At 29.2% G+C, this 21,516-nt stretch carries 14 protein-coding genes; 7 read left to right on the top strand and 7 right to left on the bottom strand.

Going from position 1 to position 21,516, the window contains the following annotated elements; all coding sequences use genetic code 11:
* The first annotated feature begins 24 nt into the window (after positions 1-24).
* The 4 genes from MPF13_RS12750 to MPF13_RS12735 all read left to right on the top strand — a co-directional run bounded on the left by MPF13_RS12750 (position 25) and on the right by MPF13_RS12735 (position 8,176).
* The gene (locus tag MPF13_RS12750) at positions 25-1,962 is read left to right on the top strand and encodes a maltotransferase domain-containing protein (protein ID WP_249983067.1); all 1,938 of its coding nucleotides are present in this window, start codon (positions 25-27) and stop codon (positions 1,960-1,962) included.
* Positions 1,962-3,590, top strand: a complete 1,629-nt coding sequence (locus MPF13_RS12745; protein ID WP_249983065.1) for a trehalose synthase — start codon at positions 1,962-1,964, stop codon at positions 3,588-3,590. The genes MPF13_RS12750 and MPF13_RS12745 overlap by 1 nt, the downstream gene beginning before the upstream one ends.
* A gap of 4 nt (positions 3,591-3,594) precedes the next feature.
* On the top strand, positions 3,595-5,502 hold the full coding sequence (gene glgB / locus MPF13_RS12740; RefSeq protein ID WP_249983063.1) for a 1,4-alpha-glucan branching protein GlgB: 1,908 nt from the start codon (positions 3,595-3,597) through the stop codon (positions 5,500-5,502).
* A gap of 268 nt (positions 5,503-5,770) precedes the next feature.
* Positions 5,771-8,176 carry a glycoside hydrolase family 31 protein gene (locus tag MPF13_RS12735; RefSeq protein ID WP_249983061.1) on the top strand — a complete coding sequence of 802 codons (2,406 nt, stop codon included), beginning with the start codon at positions 5,771-5,773 and terminating at the stop codon, positions 8,174-8,176.
* A 774-nt stretch (positions 8,177-8,950) separates the two neighbouring features.
* Here MPF13_RS12735 and prfA read toward each other — a convergent pair.
* Positions 8,951-10,027: a peptide chain release factor 1 gene (gene prfA, locus MPF13_RS12730; protein ID WP_249983059.1), complete on the bottom strand. Its 1,077-nt coding sequence runs from the start codon at positions 10,025-10,027 to the stop codon at positions 8,951-8,953.
* 69 nt (positions 10,028-10,096) lie between these two features.
* On the opposite strand from prfA, the gene MPF13_RS12725 reads away from it, so the two are divergent.
* Positions 10,097-10,534 (top strand): DUF6265 family protein, encoded by a 438-nt coding sequence (locus MPF13_RS12725; RefSeq protein ID WP_249983057.1) that lies wholly within the window; start codon positions 10,097-10,099, stop codon positions 10,532-10,534.
* A gap of 14 nt (positions 10,535-10,548) precedes the next feature.
* On the opposite strand, the gene MPF13_RS12720 is transcribed toward MPF13_RS12725, so the two are convergent.
* From MPF13_RS12720 to MPF13_RS12710, 3 genes are read right to left on the bottom strand one after another with little or no spacing between them, the layout of a single operon-like run.
* Complete coding sequence (locus MPF13_RS12720; protein WP_249983055.1) at positions 10,549-12,360, bottom strand: GNAT family N-acyltransferase; 1,812 nt, start codon at positions 12,358-12,360, stop codon at positions 10,549-10,551.
* Between the two features lie 53 nt (positions 12,361-12,413).
* Entirely contained in the window at positions 12,414-13,667 is a 1,254-nt protein-coding gene (locus MPF13_RS12715) for an aspartate kinase (protein ID WP_249983053.1), read from the bottom strand.
* A 1-nt stretch (position 13,668) separates the two neighbouring features.
* A complete protein-coding gene (locus MPF13_RS12710) occupies positions 13,669-14,148 on the bottom strand; it encodes a GNAT family N-acetyltransferase (RefSeq protein WP_249983051.1) in 480 nt (159 codons plus the stop codon).
* A 177-nt stretch (positions 14,149-14,325) separates the two neighbouring features.
* Here MPF13_RS12710 and fbp point away from each other — a divergent pair, with 177 nt between their 5' ends.
* Positions 14,326-15,336 carry a class 1 fructose-bisphosphatase gene (fbp, locus tag MPF13_RS12705; RefSeq protein ID WP_249983049.1) on the top strand — a complete coding sequence of 337 codons (1,011 nt, stop codon included), beginning with the start codon at positions 14,326-14,328 and terminating at the stop codon, positions 15,334-15,336.
* Between the two features lie 112 nt (positions 15,337-15,448).
* Complete coding sequence (locus MPF13_RS12700; RefSeq protein WP_249983047.1) at positions 15,449-16,057, top strand: superoxide dismutase; 609 nt, start codon at positions 15,449-15,451, stop codon at positions 16,055-16,057.
* A 68-nt stretch (positions 16,058-16,125) separates the two neighbouring features.
* On the opposite strand, the gene MPF13_RS12695 is transcribed toward MPF13_RS12700, so the two are convergent.
* From MPF13_RS12695 to MPF13_RS12685, 3 genes are read right to left on the bottom strand one after another with little or no spacing between them, the layout of a single operon-like run.
* Positions 16,126-18,468, bottom strand: coding sequence for a glycoside hydrolase family 2 protein (locus tag MPF13_RS12695; RefSeq protein WP_249983045.1), 2,343 nt, complete (start codon positions 18,466-18,468; stop codon positions 16,126-16,128).
* A gap of 11 nt (positions 18,469-18,479) precedes the next feature.
* Positions 18,480-20,003, bottom strand: coding sequence for a sulfatase family protein (locus tag MPF13_RS12690; protein ID WP_249983043.1), 1,524 nt, complete (start codon positions 20,001-20,003; stop codon positions 18,480-18,482).
* A gap of 3 nt (positions 20,004-20,006) precedes the next feature.
* Entirely contained in the window at positions 20,007-21,431 is a 1,425-nt protein-coding gene (locus MPF13_RS12685) for an arylsulfatase (protein ID WP_249983041.1), read from the bottom strand.
* Positions 21,432-21,516: the final 85 nt, after the last annotated feature.

The raw sequence follows: 21,516 nt of genomic DNA, 5'->3' as shown, positions 1-21,516 counted from the left end.
AAATTATTTAAAATCATTTAGTTAATGCAAAATCAAAGTAGAATAGTTGTAGAAAACGTTTCTCCTCAAATAAACCAAGGAACTGTATTTATAAAACGTGTTGTAGATGAAATTGTAAATGTAACTGCAGATGTATTAGTTGATGGACATGATGTTCTTCAAACTAGTGTTTTATTCAAACATGAAAAAGACAAAAAATGGTCTGAAGTTAGAATGTCTCCAACTTTTAATGATGAATATACAGCAAGTTTTCAAACTACAAAACAAGGATATTATTCTTATAAAGTTGAAGGTTGGGTAGATTATATCTTAAACTGGCAACATGGTTTACAAAGAAAAATTGATGATTATCAGCATGTAAACTCAGAATTATTAGAAGGTGCAGAATTAATATCTTCACTTGTAGATAAAGTTACACAAGATGAAAAAGATTATCTATTACATTTAATATTTATCTTTAAAAATAGTGAAACATATGCAGAAGCAATTAAAGAAGCTGTTTCTGAAAAAGCTACAGACATATTCAAAAAATATCCTCAGAAATTTTTAACTGAAACATCACCAGAATATAAAGTTTATGTAGATAGAAAAAAAGCAAGATTTTCTACTTGGTACGAATTTTTTCCACGTTCTGCTTCAGAACAAGAAGGCAAACATGGTACGTTTAATGATTGTCATAGGCTACTTCCAAGAATAGCACAAATGGGATTTGATACTTTATATTTCCCTCCTGTTCATCCTATTGGAGAAGTAAATAGAAAAGGAAAAAACAATACAACTGTTGCACAAGATGGAGATGTAGGTTCTACTTGGGGTATTGGTTCTAAATATGGAGGCCATAAAGATATTCATCCAGAATTAGGTTCTGTAGAAGATTTTAAAAACTTGGTATCTAAAGCCAAAGAATTGGGTATAGAAGTTGCAATGGATTATGCATTACAAGCTGCTCCAGACCATCCTTGGGTAACAGATCATCCAGATTGGTTTAAATGGAGACCAGATGGAACAGTACAATATGCAGAAAACCCTCCAAAAAAATATCAAGATATTCTTCCTATTTATTGGGAAAGTAAAGATTTTAAAAACCTTTGGAAAGAGTGTTTAGACACATTATTATATTGGATTGATTGCGGAATTAATGTATTTAGAGTAGATAACCCACATACAAAACCATATTATTTTTGGGGATGGATTATTGCTGAAGTAAAAAAGCAACACCCAGATGTTTTGTTTTTAGCAGAAGCTTTTACAAAACCTAAAGTAATGCAACAATTAGCAAAACAAGGATATACTCAGTCTTACACATATTTTACCTGGAGAGATTCTAAACACGAATTAATTGAGTACATGAATGATCTTACTCAAACTGAGCAAAGAGAATTTATGAGACCAAATTTTTGGCCTAATACACCAGATATTAATCCGTTTCATTTACAAGGAGCTCCAGAAAGTAAATATTTACAACGTTATGCTTTAGCTGCAACTCTAAGTTCTAACATTGGTATTTACGGACCAGTTTTTGAACAAATGATAAGCGATCCAATTCCTGGAAAAGAAGAATATTATATGTCAGAAAAGTTTCAACTTTGTCATTATAATTGGTCTATAGAAAATAAATTAACAACATTAATTTCTAGAATTAATAACATTAGAAAAGAAAACGAATCTTATCAACAAACAAACAACATTAAGTTTTTAGAAACTGGTAATGATCAATTAATTGCTTTTTATAAATGGAATGATGATAAGACTAATGAAACTTTAACAGTAATAAGTTTAGATGCTTACAACTCACAATCTGGTTCAGTGCAACTTCCTCTTTATGATTTAAATATTAATCATGATCAAAAAATTGAAGTTGAAGATTTAGTTACAAGAAATTGTTACAATTGGTATAATGAATGGAATTATGTAGAATTACATGCAACATTACCTTTTCATATATTTAAAATTAATAAATAATGACAAAAGAAACGTTTACAAAATCTAATACTGCACTTTTTTCTTCTAAAAATAAATGGGAAGAATTAATTGAAGATAAAGATTTTGTAAACATTTTTTTATCAGATATTTTAGAAGATTACATACAAAAACAACGTTGGTATGGAGGTAAATCTAGTAAAATAAAATATGTAGAATTAACAGAATATTTTAAAATTCAAAAGAATGGAGAAATCTATTTTGGTTTAATTTTAGAAGTTAATTTTATAGAAGCTTTTTACCATCATTATTTTTTACCTATAGCTTTTGTTTCTGATGAAAACTATAATAAAGAAGGACGAATCCTTCCTTTAAAACTAAAAGATCAAGAAGGTTTTATTATTGATGCTATGCATTTAGAAGCCTTTAGAAAAGTAGTTTATGAAAGAATTAGTTCTGCTTTACCTGTAGATAAAACACCTGTACAATATCACAAAACAGAAGGCTTTAATTTCCCTGCTTATGAATCTTCAAGGTTTATGGGCGTAGAACAAAGCAACACATCCATTATTTATAATGAAACTTTTATTTTAAAATTTTTTAGAAGAATTTATGCTGATAAAAATCCAGATTATGAAATGAGTCGTTTTTTATCAGACAAAAAAGATTTTAAAAATACGCCTCCTTATTTAGGAAGTATGAATATTATTGATTCTGAAAATGTAAATATTACTATTGGGCTAATGCAAAAATTAGTTCCAAATAATGGAGATGCTTGGGACTATTTTTTAAAAGAAATTCATAAAATATATTTAAACATAGATAGCAAACAAATTTCTTTAGAAGAATTACCAGATGTAGAAATGTTTGATCGTGTTAAAATATCTGAAGTTTCTCCTCAAATTATAGATTGGGTTGGTTTACATTTATTTAAAAAAATAAAAAAACTAGCACAAAGAACAGCAGAAATGCACATTGCACTTGGTTCTGAATTTGAAGAAACAGCCTTTACTCCCACTCGTTTTAATGGAGATTATACAGTTTGGTTAAAAAACAGATTAACTTATCAATTTCAAAACAGATTAAACCTAGCTGAAAATAATTTACATAAATTAGAAGGATATTCTTTAGAGTTAGCTCAAGATTTTTTAGATAATAAAAATGAAATTAGAAAACGTTTGGTAGATTTTGATTGGACTAAACTAAAAGGAGAAAGAATTAGAATTCATGGAGATTATCATTTAGGACAAGTTTTAGTACAAGATGATGACTTTTGCATTTTAGATTTTGAAGGAGAACCAGAAAGCACCATAAGAGATCGTAAAGTTAAACAACCTCCTTTAAAAGATGTTGCTGGTTTGTTTAGATCTTTTCATTATGCAATTTACTCAACCATATTTAATCATAAAGAAGCCTATAAAAAAGAACAAGCAACTTTATTTAAATACGGAGAATTATTATACAAATACATGGTTTCCATATTTATGGAAACTTATGTTGCAACTACAAAAGAAGCTAACCTACATATAGGTTACAGAAACGAAAGAAGATTTTTATTAAAATATTGCTTATTAGAAAAAGCAATTTACGAGTTAGGTTACGAACTCAATTCAAGACCAAAATGGACAATTATTCCATTAAAAGGGATTGCAAATATTTTGAACTCATAAAACTATGGCACAAACAATAGCACACAGTCTATTTACAGAATTTGATATCAGCCTTTTTCAGGCAGGAAAACATTATCGCCTTTACGAAAAATTTGGAGCACACTTAATTACCAAAGATGGTGTAGAAGGAACTTATTTCTCTGTTTGGGCTCCAAGCGCAAAATCGGTTGCTGTAATTGGCGACTTTAACTTTTGGTTAGAAGGAGAACACCACTTAAACGTACGTTGGGATGGAAGTGGAATTTGGGAAGGTTTTATACCTGGAGTTAAAAAAGGAAGTATTTATAAATACAAAATTAGAAACTCTAATAATGATATAACCACAGAAAAAGCAGATCCTTTTGCTAGAAGGTGTGAGCATCCACCAAAAACTGCGTCAGTAGTTTGGCAAGATGATTATGATTGGAAAGATAAAAAATGGATGAAAAACAGGAAAAAGAACAATGCTTTAGATGCACCTTTTTCTGTTTATGAAGTTCATTTAGGATCTTGGAAAAAACAAATTGAAGAAAATCGTTTTTTAAGTTACCAAGAATTAGCAGAAGATTTAGTAAATTATGTTGATGAAATGAATTTTACTCATGTAGAATTTATGCCTATTATGGAATATCCTTACGATCCAAGTTGGGGGTATCAATTAACAGGTTACTTTGCTCCTACTTCAAGATTTGGATATCCAGATGAATTTAAATTTTTAGTAGATAAATTTCACGAAAAAGGAATTGGTGTATTATTAGATTGGGTTCCTTCACATTTCCCTTCAGATGATCATGGTTTAGGTTTCTTTGATGGGTCTCATTTATATGAACATCCTGATAGAAGAAAAGGGTATCATCAAGACTGGAAAAGTTTAATTTTTAACTACGGTAGAAACGAAATAAAAGCATTCTTAATTAGCAATGCAATCTTTTGGTTAGATCAATATCATGCAGATGGTTTAAGAGTAGATGCTGTTGCTTCTATGTTATTTTTAGACTATTCTAGAGAAGAAGGCCAATGGGAACCAAATGAATTTGGAGGAAGAGAAAACTTAGAAGCAATTAGTTTTATAAAAGACATGAATGCTGCTGTTTATGAATCTTTTCCAGATGTACAAACTATAGCAGAAGAATCAACATCATTTCCTCAAGTTTCTAGACCAATATATGATGGTGGTTTAGGTTTTGGTATGAAATGGATGATGGGTTGGATGCACGATACATTAGATTATTTTGCTAAAGAACCAATTTATAGAAAACACCATCAAAATGAATTAACATTTAGCTTAAACTATGCATTTACAGAAAACTTTATGTTACCTCTTTCTCATGATGAAGTAGTATATGGAAAAAAAGCAATAGTAGATAAAATGCCAGGTGATGAATGGCAAAAATTTGGAAACTTACGCCTACTTTATAGTTTTATGTTTACGCATCCTGGAGCAAAATTATTGTTTCAAGGAGGTGAATTTGGGCAAACTAGTGAATGGAATTTTAATGGCAGTTTAGATTGGCATTTACTTGACTATAAAGTGCATAAAGGAGCACAAACTTTAGTAAAAGACTTAAATAAATTATACAAAGAACAAGCTGCTTTACATCAAAAACAATTTTCACCAGAAGGATTTGAATGGATAGATCATGGAGATCATGAAAACTCTATAATGTCTTATATAAGAAAAGGTAATAATGAAAAAGATAATATTATTATTGTATTAAATCTTACACCAATACCAAGAGAAAACTATAGAATTGGAGTTCCTAAGGCAGGTACTTTAAATGAAGTATTTAATAGTGATGATGAAAAGTACAATGGCACAGGAAATTTCAAGAACGAAAATCCAACAACAAGCATTAAAGAATGGAATGGCAGAGAAAATTCTGTTGAATTAAACTTACCTCCATTAGGAATGATTGCATTTAAATACCAATAAATTAATTTTCCCTCTTAATTATTAATGATATTTTGATAATAAAGAGGGTTTATTTTTTTATACTTCTTAAAATAACATAACATTTTTATCACTTTAAAAATTCTTTTATCAATATAAAAATGATTTCTTATTACGCTTATTTTTAAATAAATAAGCAATATTTTTGCATTTAATTTAAGCTAAAACGTTATCGTAAAAATTAAGTTTATAGACTATAATTTTTATTAAATTTTACGAATTTTGCTCATCAAAATAAACAACCAAGACAATGATTGTTAACACAGAATTAGAACAAAAAGGAAATTTATTTCCCTCAGAAATTGTAAACTACAAAAAAGATGTAGATACATTATATTTTACAACAAAAAACAATGTTGTTTTACAACTTACAGTTGTAAGAGACAGTGTTATTAGATTTAGATATGCCACTACAGGTAAGTTTGAAAATGATTTTTCATATGGTGTAACAATTCATGCTTCTAGAGGTTATAACTTTTTAGAAGTAACAGAAGATGAAACACATTATATAGTTACTACTTCAAAACTTATATGTAAAGTAGAAAAACGAAGTTTGCAAGTAAGTTTATATGATGCTTTAGATCTAAAACTTATTAATCAAGATGAAATTGGTTTTCACTGGGAAGAATGTTATGAACATGGTGGAGATATCGTAAAAATGAGTAAAGTTTGTCAAAAAGCAGAAAGTTTTTATGGTTTAGGTGATAAACCTGTAGAAGTAAACATGAAAGGTAAACGTTTTGAAAACTGGGCAACAGATTCTTATGCTTTTGGTAAGTACACTGACCCTATTTATAAAGCAATACCATTTTATACTGCAATACAAAATGACAAATCTTATGGTATTTTCTTTGATAATACTTTTAAAACGTCTTTCGATTTTGCACAAGAAAGAAGAAATGTAACAAGTTTTTGGGCACAAGGTGGAGAAATGAATTATTACTTCATTTACGGACCAAAAATGCAAGATGTTGTAGCAAATTATACAGATTTAACAGGTAAGCCTCATGCTTTACCTCCATTATGGGCACTAGGTTTTCACCAATGTAAATGGAGTTATTATCCAGAATCTAATGTAAAAGAAGTTACAAACACTTTTAGAGATTTAAAAATTCCTTGTGATGCTATTTATTTAGATATCGATTACATGGATGGTTTCCGTTGTTTTACTTGGGATAAAAACTATTTCCCAGATCCTAAAAGAATGGTAAAAGAATTAGAAGATGATGGTTTTAAAACTGTGGTTATTATAGATCCAGGTATTAAAATCGACTTAGAATATGATGTTTTTAAAGAAGCTTTAGATAAAGATTATTTCTGTAAACGTGCAGACGGACCTTATATGAAAGGTAAAGTATGGCCAGGAGAATGTTATTTCCCAGATTATACAAAACCAGAAGTTAGAGAATGGTGGTCTGGTTTATTTCAAGAATTAATTGAAGACATTGGTGTAAAAGGTGTTTGGAATGATATGAATGAGCCAGCAGTAATGGATGTTCCTAACAAATCATTCCCAGATGATGTTCGTCATGATTTTGATGGAAACCCTTGTTCTCATAGAAAAGCACATAACATCTATGGAACTCAAATGGCACGTGCTACTTATCATGGATTAAAAAAATACGCATATCCAAAAAGACCTTTCGTAATTACAAGATCTGCATATTCAGGTGCCCAAAGATATACTTCTACTTGGATGGGAGATAATGTTGCCACTTGGGAACATTTAGCAATTGCTAATAACCAAGCACAAAGAATGGCAATGTCTGGATTCTCTTTTGCAGGATCTGATATTGGTGGATTTGCAGAACAACCTCAAGGAGAATTATTTGCACGTTGGATTCAATTAGGAATTTTCCATGTTTTCTGTAGAGTGCATTCTTCTGGAGATCATGGAGATCAAGAACCTTGGGTTTTTGGTGATGAAATTACTGACATTGTAAGAAAGTTTGTTGAACTTAGATACCAACTTTTACCTTACTTATACACTGCGTTTTGGAAACATTTAGATGATGGAACTCCTATTTTAAAATCTTTAGTTTTATATGATCAAGAAGATCATGGAACTCATTATAGAAGTGATGAATTTATTTTTGGTGAACAAATTTTAGCTTGTCCAATACAAGAACCAAATGCTAAAGGAAGAAGAATGTATATTCCAAGAGGTAAATGGTATAATTTCTGGACAGATGAAGTTGTAGAAGGAGGTAAAGAAATGTGGGTTGATGCAGATATTGATAGTATGCCAATCTTTATTAAAGAAGGAGCTGTAATACCTAAATACCCTGTTCAACAATATGTTGGTGAAAAGAAATTTGACGAAATTACTTTAGATGTTTATTATAAAGAAGGTAAAGAAGTTTCTAAATTATATGATGATGCTCATGATGGTTATGATTATAAAAAAGGAAGATTTAGCTTACGTACTTTTAAACTAACAGGTAAAAAAGACGAATTTATTTTACAACAACATAAGAGAGGTGATTTTAACGCTGCTTATTCTAAATTTAAAATTGAATTGCACAATTTACCTTTTACAATAGCATCTATACAAATAGATAATGTTGAAATTTCATTAGATAATGTTAAAAATGGGAATACTCAATCTATTCTTATAGATAAAGAGTTTACAGAATTACATCTTTTTGGTAAATAACAATTTTCTAACTGTTTTCCGTGAGTCTTTTCACGGAAAACAGTGAAGGAAAAAATACCCCATAAATGGGTATTGTGGGTAATGATTTAGCACTATATATTTGTAGTATAAGAATCTTATCCCCAGCATAATTAATAGTGTTGAAGATTTCTTAAATATTTGTTTAACACAGAAAGCGATTAAAAGGTCCCCTAAACTTTAGTCGCTTTTTTTTATGCAAAAAATTGAAACTTCTTCATATATTTTATATAACTCACGGAAAACAGTGAGATTTCTCACGGAAAACAGTGATAAGAAAAATACCCCATAAATGGGTATTGTAAACAATATTAAAGTCTAATATATTTGTACTAGAAGAAGTCTTTTCCCCCAACATAATAATTATGTTAAAGTTTCTTTTAATATTTGTTTAACACAAAAAGCGATTAATTGTCCCCCTACACATTAATCGCTTTTTTTTGTTTAAAATTTATACTTATTATTTAACTCACGGAAAACAGTGAGTCTTATCACTGAAAACAGTGAGAGAAAAAATACCCCATAAATGGGTATTGCAAAAACCTTTTATCTACAATATCTTTGGGTTATAATTATTTCTTATCCCCAAAAAATAAGATTATTATTTGAAGATTTCTTCAATTGTATAGCAGTAAAAAGCGATTCATAGGCCCCCTAAACTATAATCGCTTTTTCTCTTTTTATAAACTTATTTAAACTAATAAAAAAAACCTCAAAACAATGTTTTGAGGTTTTTATTTTTAGAGAGGTTATTTTTTAAAAACCATCTCCAAGTTCTTTAAGCTTTTCTGTATTTTCTGCTAACATTAACTCATCAATAATTTTCTGAATATCTCCATTAACAATATTAGATAAATCATAAAGAGTTAATCCAATTCTATGATCTGTTACCCTACCTTGAGGATAATTATAAGTTCTAATTTTAGCACTCCTATCTCCAGAAGAAACCATAGAACCACGCTTTAATGCATCTTCTGCATTTTTCTTAGCCAGCTCCATATCATACAAACGAGAACGTAAAACTTTAAAAGCTTTTTCTTTATTTTTATGTTGAGATTTTTGATCTTGACATTGAGCAACTAAACCAGTAGGAATGTGTGTTAAACGTACTGCAGAGTAGGTTGTATTTACAGATTGCCCTCCTGGACCTGAAGAACAGAAAAAATCTATTCTAACATCTTTTGGGTTAATCTCTACATCAAACTCCTCTGCTTCTGGAAACACCATACAAGTAGCAGCAGATGTATGTACACGTCCTTGGGTTTCTGTTTGAGGAACTCTTTGAACACGATGTACACCAGCTTCAAACTTTAAAATTCCATATACATCATTACCAGTAACTTCAAATTGAATTTCTTTGAAACCTCCATTTGTTCCTTCAGAATAATCTACTGTAGAAACTTTCCAACCTTTACTTTCACAGTATTTAGTATACATTCTAAATAAGTCTCCAGCAAAAATACTTGCTTCATCTCCTCCTGCTCCTGCACGTAATTCAACTACAGCATTTTTAGAATCTTCTGGGTCTTTTGGTATTAATAAGAATTTTATTTCTTCTTCTAATTGCGGAATTCTTGAATTGGCTTCTTCAATTTCCATTTTGGCCATTTCATTCATTTCTGCATCAGATCCGTCTGCAAGAATTTCTTTTGCTTCTTCAATATTGTTTAATAAAGTTTGATATTCATCTCCCTTTTTTACAACATCTCCTAAATCTTTATATTCTTTCATCAATTGCGCATAACGCTTCTGATCCATAATGATTTCTGGCTGAATAATTAAATCAGAAACCTCATCATAACGCTGCTTAACAATTCTTAATTTATCTAACATCTTCTGTCTTTTCTTGGATTGCGAATTTACAATTTTTATAGGTATATTTGAAGAAAGCAAACTTTTTTTATGAAAATACTCTTTTATTCATGTTGTTTATTATTCTTTCTTTCTTGTAAAAAAGAGAAAACTCAAAAACAAAAAGCATTATTTTTAGTTGGAGATTGGGTTAGGGTAAATGATAAAAAAGGAAGTACAACTTATGAAAAATGGGATGCTAATCTAAAAGGGATTGGATATACCTTAACAGAAAAAGACACTACTTTTAAAGAAATATTAAGCATTATTAATTTAAAGGATAGTTTGTATTTAAAAGTTGAAGGTGTAAATGAAAAACCTACTTTGTTTAAATTTACGCATGTAACAGATACTTCATTTATATGCGAAAACAAACAAAATGATTTTCCTAAAAAGATAAATTATTACTTAAAAAACAATCAATTAAATGCTATTGTTTCTGCAGATGATTTTAAAATAGAGTTTGTATTTAATAAAAAAAGCATGTAATTCTAAAACAAAATTTAATTACTTTTTTGTAATTCTGTTGCTTTACGTTCTAATTCTGCTTGAAATTCTTCCATAACAGGTTTTACTGTGCTTTCTGGAATATCTGCAACTTTAATGTACATTAAACCGTCTACTGCATTGTTAAATTTAGGATCTACATTAAAAGCTACTAAGCGTGCATTTTGCTTTACATACTTTTTAATTAAAACCGGTATTCTTAAAGCTCCAGGTTCAATTTCATCAATAATTTTATCAAACTTTTGCATATCAGCTTTAGTGGCATCAAATACAAAATCTTTATCACCATCTTTTAATTTTACCTTATACTCTTTTTTAGGATAAATATATTGTGCAATATATGGATCGTAATAATGAGATTTCATAAACTCTATCATTAACGATTTTGAAAACTCAGAAAATTGATTACTAATAGAAACTCCACCCATTAAATATTTATGTTCTGGATATCTTAAAGTTACGTGTACAATACCTTTCCAAAGTAAAAACAAAGGCATTGGTTTTTGCTGATATTCTCCAATAATAAAAGCTCTACCCATTTCAATAGTATTCTCCATCATTTGGTGTAACTCTGGCTCTATTCTAAATAAGGTATGTACATAAAAACCATTGATACCATATTTCTTATAAATTTCTTTTCCAAGTCCCATTCTATAAGCTCCCACCAAACAGTTAGCTTCTCTATCCCATAGAAACATATGAAAATAATACTTGTCGTATTTATCTAAATCAATAGCCTTATTTGTTCCTTCTCCTACATCTCTAAATGTAATTTCTCTAAGCCTACCAATTTCATGTAAGATGTTTGGAATATCTTTTGCATTGGCAAAAAACACCTCATAATTTTTACTTTCTAACAACCTTCCATCTGCTTCTCTTAGAGCATTTACTTCTTTAACAAATAAATCTGTACTTCTTTGAGCTGTAATTTTTTTGGCTGGTTTTTTAGGTATTTTTATATTTTGAGTAGAAATTAATTTATGTGCTTTTTCAAAAGGATTAGCAAGCATATATGTTTTCTTTCTAATGAATTCATAAAAAGCTGGTATTTCTTTAAATTCATTTTGGTCTTTAACAGAAATAGGTTTTCCTATTCTAACTTTAATAACCTTACCTCCTTGAGACATTAATTCTGAAGGCAATTTAGCTGTTCTTAAAGTGTCTGAAATATTTGATAAAAAATAAAAAAGACGACTGTTTTTTGCGTGAAAATAAATTGGAATTACTGGTACATTTGCTTTTTTAATTAACTTAACTGCTCCTTCTTCCCAAGGCTTATCTACATTTAATTTACCATCTTTATAGGTAGAAACTTCTCCTGCAGGAAAAATACCTAAAGGTTTTCCTTCTCTTAAATGTAATAATGCATTTTTTATACCAGCAACACTAGACTTTGCATCTTTTCTATCTTCAAAAGGGTTTACAGGCATTACATAGGGCTTTAAAGGCTCTATTCTGTGTAATAAAAAGTTAGCTATGATTTTGTAATCTGCTCTCTTTTCCATTAATAATTTTAGTAACAAGATACCATCTATACCTCCTAAAGGGTGGTTAGAAATTGTAATAAAAGCTCCGTTTTTTGGAATTCTTTTTAAGTCTTCTTCAGGAATTTCAAACTTTATATCACAATCCTTTAAAACACCATTTAAAAAATCTAAATCAGATTTATTTTTATTGTTATCATAGATTTTATTAACAGCAGAAATACGAAGTATTTTTAGTAAAACCCAACCTATAAATGTTCCTAAAAAACCAAGTCTTTGTATACCAATTGCTTGAGCAATTTCTTTAGATGTAACTAATGCCATTCGTTTTTATTAAAGCGAACTACAAACATACTAAAAAAACAAATATGTAAATATTAATTTGTTGCCAAAACTATTTGAATAGTTTCTTTATTTACCTGAGTTAGTAATGAGTCTCCTTTAGTTTCAATATCTGCAATTGCATTATCATCAAAATGACGAACCGTATATAAATCTACACCTTTCTGTACATCAATTTTAAATTGAGTTTTTAATTCATCATAAAAAGCATCAAACTTGTTAAACTTGTTATCTATACAAACAGAAAAACTTATTGCAGAATTTTGAATTAAGTTTACTTTTAACTGATAATCATGAAGTTTTTGAAAGATAAAACTAATGTTATTTTCTACCATAAAAGAAAAATCTAAAGCAGAAATTGAAACTAAAATCTGATTTTTCTTTACAATAAAACATGGTATATATGGCTTTAATCTTGTTCCTTTAGAAACCTTAGTTCCTGTTTCTTTAGGGTTTACAAAAGATCTTACTAATAAAGGAATTTCTTTTCTCTCTATAGGTTGTAACGTTTTTGGGTGAATTACTGATGCTCCATAAAAAGCCATTTCTATTGCTTCTTCATAAGAAATTTGCTCTAACAAAGTTGTATCTGTAAATACTCTTGGATCTGCATTTAAAACTCCAGGAACATCTTTCCAAATAGTTACATTTTCTGCATCTAAACAATATGCAAAAATACCTGCAGTATAATCAGACCCTTCTCTACCTAAAGTTGTTGTGTTTTCTGTGTCGTTTGCAGCAATAAATCCTTGTGTAATATTTAATTTTGATGCATCTAGTTTTTTATTAATAATACTTTGAGTTAAATCCCAATCTACTTTTGCATCTCTATAATTGCTATCTGTTTTAATATAGTTTCTTACATCAAACCAATTATTTTCTACTCCTATTTTAGATAAATAAGCACTTACAATTTTAGTTGATAAAAGTTCTCCAAAACAAATAATTTGATCATAAACATAATTATATCTTTGTGATGTATTTCTGGCTAAAAACCAACTTAACTCTCCTAAAAGAATATCTATTTCTTTATAAATTGCATCGTTTTCATCAAACAATTCATTCATTAAATTTTTATGAAAATCTTCTACAACTCCTAATTTTTCAGATAATTTATCTGTCTTGTTATAGTAAGCATCTATAACTTCTTCAAAAGCATTTGTTATTTTACCCATTGCAGAAATTACAACTACTGTATTTTCTGTTCCTTCATTTTGTAAAATTTGTGTAATATTTTTTACACTTGCAGCATCTTTTACAGAAGCTCCTCCAAATTTAAAAATCTTCATTTTAACTATTTTGAATAAATTTTGCTAAACTTTCTTTGTTCATTTGTACAACAGACCAATCGTTTAAATAAGTAGCTCCTGTACTTTTATAAAACTCTATTGCATTAGAATTCCAATCTATCACTTCCCAAGCAACTCTATTGTAATTATTATCGTGAGCATATTTTAAAACAGCTGTATACAAGGCTTTTCCTGCTCCAATTTTTTGTTTTTCTTTAGTTACAATTAAATCTTCTAAATGAATTGTTTTTCCTTTCCATGTAGAATATCTTTCGTAAAACAAAGCTATACCAATAATGTTTTTATCTTGTTCTGCTACAAAAATTTTAAACTGAGGATTTTCGGAAAAACCATCTTTTATTAAATCTTCTACTGTTATTTCAACAGCATTTGGTTCTTTTTCAAAAACAGCCAATTCTGTAATTAAAGCTAATACAGATTGCATGTCTTTTTCTACACCTCTTCTTACAATAAAATCCATAATTTAAAATTTTGATCAAAGATAGTTTTTTTGGTTTCGACCAAAAATATTTAAATATTTTGAACAGGTATTTATCTTTTGTTTAATTTTTTTTATTTAAAAAAATAAAGAACTAAAACGTTGTAGTTCGTTAAAAAAGTTTAGATATTTGTTTAAAACATACAACATCGCCCAATTATGACAGGAAAAAATCAAACCTTAGGAGAATTTATTATTGAAAATCAACATGCTTTTAAATATAGTTCTGGAGAATTATCTAGTCTTTTAAACTCTATTAGATTAGCAGCAAAAGTAGTAAACCATGAAGTAAACAAAGCTGGTTTGGTAGACATTATTGGAGCTTTTGGAGATACTAACATACAAGGTGAAGACCAACAGAAATTAGATGTTTATGCTAATGATAAGTTTATACAAACCTTAACAAAAAGAAATATTGTTTGTGGTATAGCAAGTGAAGAGGAAGATAGTTTTATTACTATAAATAGTATTGATGAAAATCACCAAAATAAATATGTGGTATTAATTGACCCTTTAGACGGTTCATCTAATATTGATGTAAATGTATCTGTAGGAACAATTTTTTCTATTTATAGAAGAGTAACACCTGTAGGTACTCCTGTTCAATTAGAAGATTTTTTACAAAAAGGTAGTGAACAAGTTGCTGCTGGTTATATCGTTTATGGTACCTCTACAATGTTAGTTTATACAACTGGAGATGGAGTTAATGGATTTACATTAAACCCTGCAATTGGTTCATTCTATTTATCACATCCAAAAATGGAGTTTCCAGAAAATGGAAGTATTTATTCTGTAAATGAAGGAAATTATTTTGATTTTCCTCTTGGAGTAAAAAAATACATTAAATATTGTCAAGAAGAAGAAGGTGACAGACCTTATACAAGTAGATATATTGGTTCTTTAGTTTCTGATTTTCATAGAAACATGATAAAAGGAGGTATTTACATGTACCCAAAAGGATCTAGAAACCCAGATGGAAAATTACGTTTATTATATGAATGTAACCCAATGGCTTTTATTGCTGAACAAGCAAATGGAAAATCTTCTGATGGTTACACAAGAACAATGGATGTAGAACCAACTGAATTACACCAAAGAGTTCCATTTATTTGCGGTAGTATAAATATGGTTGAAGAATTAGAAGAATTTATGCAAAAATACGGAGAATAAATCTTCTTTATACTTCTATAAATTTTCAAAACGTAAACTTCTTGTAAGAATATCTATTTATAGTTAATTTTACAAGCGTAAAAAGAATACACTAACTTTAAAATATATAACAATGGCTTTTGAATTACCAGAATTAGGATACGCTTATGATGCGTTAGAACCAAATATTGATGCAAGAACTATGGAAATTCATCATGGTAAACATCATAATGGATATACAACAAAATTAAATGCTGCTATTGCAGGTACTGATTTAGAAGGAAAATCTATAGAAGATATTCTTACTAATTTAGATATGAGTAATGGTGCAGTAAGAAATAATGGTGGTGGATATTATAACCACTCTTTATTTTGGACAGTAATGAACCCTGAAGGTAGAGGATATTTATCTGGAGAATTAAAAGATGCTATAGAAGCAGCTTTTGGTTCTAAAGATGCTTTTATTGAAGCTTTTTCTAAAGCTGCAGCTACACAATTTGGATCAGGTTGGGCATGGTTATGTGTTTTACCAGGAGGTAAAGTAGAGGTTTGCTCTACACCAAACCAAGACAATCCATTAATGCCAGGTGTTACTTGTGGAGGAACTCCTATTTTAGGATTAGATGTTTGGGAACATGCATATTACTTAAACTACCAAAACAGAAGACCAGATTATATTGATGCATTTTTTAATGTAATTAACTGGAATGAAGTTGAAAGAAGATATGCTGAAGCTAAATAGTTTCTAAATAACTTATATAAAAAAAGCATCCTTTAAGGATGCTTTTTTTTTGCTTTAATAATTACTAATTAAAATGTAAACTTATTAGATTTTAAATTCTTTGATTTTGCTGAAACAGTTCCGCTTAAAGAATTACCAACTCTAATTAACGCTGTTGCAATACCTGCTTCTGCTTTTATAGCATCTGGATTCATTATTTCTACTTCTCCATTTAAGGTAACATCTATTTCTTCTGAAAACTCCGTATTTATTGTGCCATTTTCATCTACAGCTGCTATATAACAAAATACAACGTCATTAACACCTGCTTCTGGTTTTTTACCACTTTCATCAATCCAAATTTTTAATTTAGTAGGTTCTTTAGCTGTTTGCACTGTACTTACTGAAACTTGTTTTCCGTTTACAAAACCAATTGCTTTTAAAGTACCTGCTTCAAATTTTGGAATTTTAAACGTAAATGGGGGATGATTTAATTTATCTGTATTTTTTCCTGTATCTGGTTTTTGTGATGCAATTAATTTATCATTTAAATATAATTTTACTTCATCTGCATTAGAAAATACTTTAACATCTAATGGCGATTTTTCATTCCAATAAGTTGCAATTTCTAAAACATTACCAGCACTTACATCTTTTTGACTTTGGTAAAAATAATATCCAAACTTTGGCAATCTAAAAAGATCCATTACTCCAGAATATTCAATATCATCATGATACCCTCTGTTGTAATCATACATTACCCAATAACTATCTGAATAAGCAACAGTATGCATATTGTCATTGTGAGATTCTTGTAAATTATAAGCCATATTTAACAATCTTTGTTCACCAAAAGCTCTTGCTTGTCTACTACTTAATTCTGCACGCATATCATTAGGTAAATTATCTTGATTTAAACCTGCGTTTTTAGAATGGTATTCCCAATCTCCATATTCAGAAACAGAATAAGGTTTGTCTTTTAAATCATGTGGGTGTAATATTCTATGCTGACGTGCTTGGAAATAAATATCGTACACATCATCTTTCCAACCACAAGAATATACATTCTCTCCTGGATATTCTGCATGTGTAATTCTATTTAATTCTGCCATAAAAGGTATTGTCATTGCTTTGGTTTCATTTAATGAAACTTCCCAAGCTAAAACAGAAGGTCTGTTTCTATCTCTTCTAATTAGTTCTGTAGCAGACCTATAACAATACTCTCTAAAAGCATCTGTATCATTATAGTATTGCCATCCCATAATTGCATCTACCACAACTATTCCTAATTCATCACAAGCATCCATAAATGCAGGAGATTGAGGGTAGTGAGATAATCTTATATAATCAAAACCACCATCTTTTATCTTTTTTGCATCTCTATATTGAGCATTATCTGATAAAGCATATCCTATAAATGGATATTCTTGATGACGATTTACACCTCTTAAAAATGTTTTTTCTCCATTGATGTATAATTGATTTTCATCATCAAAAGTAAAAACTCTTATTCCGAATTTTGTAGTTTCAACATCAATTTCCTTTTCACCTTTAAAAACTTTTGTTTCTAAACGGTATAAATTAGGATTCTTTGGAGACCAAAGTTTTGCTTCATTTATTGAAAATGATTCTTTAATTTCTACATCACTTCCTCCTGCAATTTTCTTTGTAGAAGTTTGTTCTTGCACCAACACATTATCAAAGAAAATACTATTAACAATTTTAATTTCTACCTCTTCTTTTTCTTCATTAATTACGTGTGTTTTTACTGCAACTTCAGAAACTTCTTTAGATACTTTAGGATACGTTACAAAAACTCCACCACCAGCAACTTTGTTTGCTAAAACTGGATCAGAAATGTATACTTTTTCAGAAAAATGTAACCAAGCATTTCTATACAAACCACCATACATATTAAAATCTAAACGTTTTAATGGTTTGGGCCCTGTAATATCGTTATCAGTATTATCTAATCTAATAGCAACTACATTTTTTCCTTTATTTACATACTTTGAAATATCTACTTTTACTGGTAAATATCCTCCATGATGTTCTGAAACTAATATTCCATTAATCCAAATTTTAGAAAAATTCATAGCAGCTTCTAATTCTAAAAACACTTTTTTTGAAGAAGGATTTACTCGTACATCAAAACTTTTTCTATACCATGAAACTCCTTGCCATTGATTATTTACTACTTGTGGTTCTATGTTTGCTGTATGTGGTAAAGAAACATTAGTCCAAGATTTATCATCAAAAACAGTTTTGCTGTAAGCAATATCTGAAGAAGTTGTTTCTTTTAATTTAATAAATTTCCAATCTTGATTGAAATTAACTTTAGATTCATAATTATCTTCTTCGCAAGAAATTAAATTAAATGCAAAAATTAACAAGAATGAATATTTTAATAAATTTTTAAAACTGATTTTCATTATTTTGATTTTTATTTACTTTTTTTATTTTTTAATTGCTTTTTAAAAGCACTACTATACTTTTTATAACCAACCTCTACACCTTCTTTCATTTGTTTATATGCTTCTGGTTGTTCTTTTCTAAACCACTTTACTAGTTCTTGACCAGGCACTGAAGTAGGTTTATAAATACTACTAACAGGAGTCATTTGTTTATCTAACTCTAAAGTTTTATTTCTAAGTTTTTCTAAAACTTCTTTATACTCTATATTAGAAGCTAGGTTATTTAATTGGTGAGGGTCATTTTTTAAATTATAAAGTTCTTCTTTTGGTTTTGTAGGTTCAAAAAACGGTTTCTGATTTTCATTTAATTTACCTTCTTTGTACAGTTGTCTCATAATGTGAACTGCAGGTCTGTAAAACTCTAAATATGCTTGTTGAGCATCATAAGGAACTTCTGGCATATCATTTCTAATATAAGACCATTCTCCAGACGTAATTGCTCTTGATTTTTCTTCAATTTCATCCCATAGATCTCTAGCTCCATAAGCAAATTTTCTATCGAAATTCTTGTTAAAAATTGGTTGCCCTGTCATATAATCTGGCACTTCAATACCTGCAAAATCTATAATAGAAGCTGTAATATCTGTTGCTGAAACAACATCTTTTCTTACTTGAGCTCCTTTAAACTTTTTTGGATAATACATAATAAAAGGAATTCTTAAACCTGGGTCTTGTAAATATCCTTTTCCTTTAATATTACAACGTCCATTATCTCCAATAAAAATTACAATGGTGTTGTCTGCCATTCCTTTATCTTCTAATTCTTTAAAAATCATTCCTACTTCATTGTCCATATACTCTATTTGGTCTAAATATTTAGCCCAATCTAAACGTACTGCAGGATGATCTGCCATATATGGTGGCAAAGTCAACGTTTTTGGATTTACAGGGTGTTTAGATTCTTCTCTAACTTTATTCCACCAATCTCCTCTATGTGTTACCACTAATTGAATTTGCGCAAAAAATGGTTGGTCTTCTTTTTCGAAAGTATCATACTTATCAAACAAACCAAATTCTGTTTTACCATCCCAATTACCTATTGGTTTGTGTTTAAAATTTACATCAATTTTACGACCTTTTTTCATTACTGCATGATTTCCTAAAATGGTAGTATAACCAGCATCTCTTAATAATTTTGTAAAAGGTTTAAATTGAGTGTCTAAAGGAATTTTTCTATTACTTCTATGATGATGAGAGTTGGTTTTAACTTGGTGTGTACCAACCATCATTGCTGATCTACTAGGAGAACAAATTGGGTTTGTAACAAAGGCATTATCAAAACGAATACCTTCTGAAGCCATTTTATTTAAATGTGGTGTTTTAACATCTGGCATTCCATAAGTTTCTAAATCTGTACTCATGTCTTCTGCCATAATCCAAATAATATTTGGACGCTCATTTGTTACATTTTTTTTAGCTACTACTTCAGTTGTTTTTTTACAAGAAATAGTAATTAAAGCTAAACTTAGAATTGTAAATTTAATATACTTCATAAATTACTTTTTAAATACTCCTCCAGAATAAGGAAAATGTGGGTTCTTAATACTTTCTTTTTTTAAAATTTCATTTGCCTTTTTAACTAAAGCAGGGTGTTGTTTTGAAACATCATTTTTTTCTGAAATATCTGTAGACAAATCATACAATTCTGTATGGTAAGAATTTGCTATTCTTACTGCTTTCCATTTTCCAAAACGTGTTGCTTGTTTAAAACCTCTTACACTTCTACCTTCTTGAATTTCGAAATATAAGAAATCGTGTTTTTTCTGATTATCCTTACCTAATAATTCTGGTAAGATTGAAATTCCATCTGTTTTATTTGGTGATGTTGTACCTGCAACTTCTGCAAAAGTTGGCATAATGTCGTAAAAAGCACTTTGCAAATTAGAAGTAGTTCCTGCTTTTATTTTGTTTTTCCAATAAGCAATCATTGGTTCTCTTACTCCACCTTCATACAAATCTCTTTTACCTCCTTGTAAAATTCCTGAACTTTTAAAAAATTTGTAACTATGATGATTTTCTTTTGTTGAGCCATTATCACTCGAAAAAACAATTAAAGTATTATCTAACTCGCCACTTTCTTTTAATTTAGTAAACAACCTTTTAATTTGTTGGTCTAACATTGTAATTCTTGCTGCATGTCTTCTCTCTATTTCTGGCCATTCTTCAATTTTATCAAGATACAAATCTGTTTTGCTTAAAAAATATTCATGTGCATGAGGTGTTCTGTAAGACATGTATAAAAAGAATGGTTTTTCTGTAGATTTTTTATCTAAATAATCTAAGGCAAAATTTGTTCTAAATTCATCCAAACATTTATGATTGTTATAATTATAGAAAATTGAATCTTGGTTATTATTTACCCAATGAACTCGTTCATCTATTTCTTTACCATTTACATCTTTACCCCATTGTTCTTGCACTGCATAATCAAAACCTCTGCCTTTTGCCCAAGTAGATGTATCTTCTGGTACACCTAAATGCCATTTACCAATCATTGCTGTTTGATAACCTACGTTTTGAAGCATTTCTCCTATAGTTTTTTCCGATTTTTTAAGAGGAACTCTATCCCAATTACCATTAATATCTCCTTTATTTCCACGAATTGTAACATGACCTGTATGTAAACCTGTCATTAAAACTGCTCTAGATGGAGAACAAACTGCTGTACCTGCATAAAAATCTGTAAAACGCATTCCTTGAGAAGCTAAAGAATCTAAAAAAGGTGTTTTAATATCTTTTTGACCATAAGAACCTAATTCTCCATACCCCATATCATCTGCCAATAAAAATATTATATTAGGCTTTTTACCTTTATATACTTCTTTTTTTATAGTAGGGTTTTCTTTTTTTACAGAATCATTACAACTAGTAAATGCAAAAAAACTAAGGAATATTATTAATATAATGTTTGATAATTTCATGAATCCTTTTTTAAATCGGTTTGTTTTTACTTTTAATATTAATGTAAAAATGAAAAAAAAAGAATAGCTATGTGTTTGTATAAAT

Source organism: Polaribacter sp. Z022, from assembly GCF_023555495.1.
In the GTDB taxonomy this organism is placed as follows: domain Bacteria; phylum Bacteroidota; class Bacteroidia; order Flavobacteriales; family Flavobacteriaceae; genus Polaribacter.
This window is presented reverse-complemented; position numbering and strand designations above follow the sequence as displayed.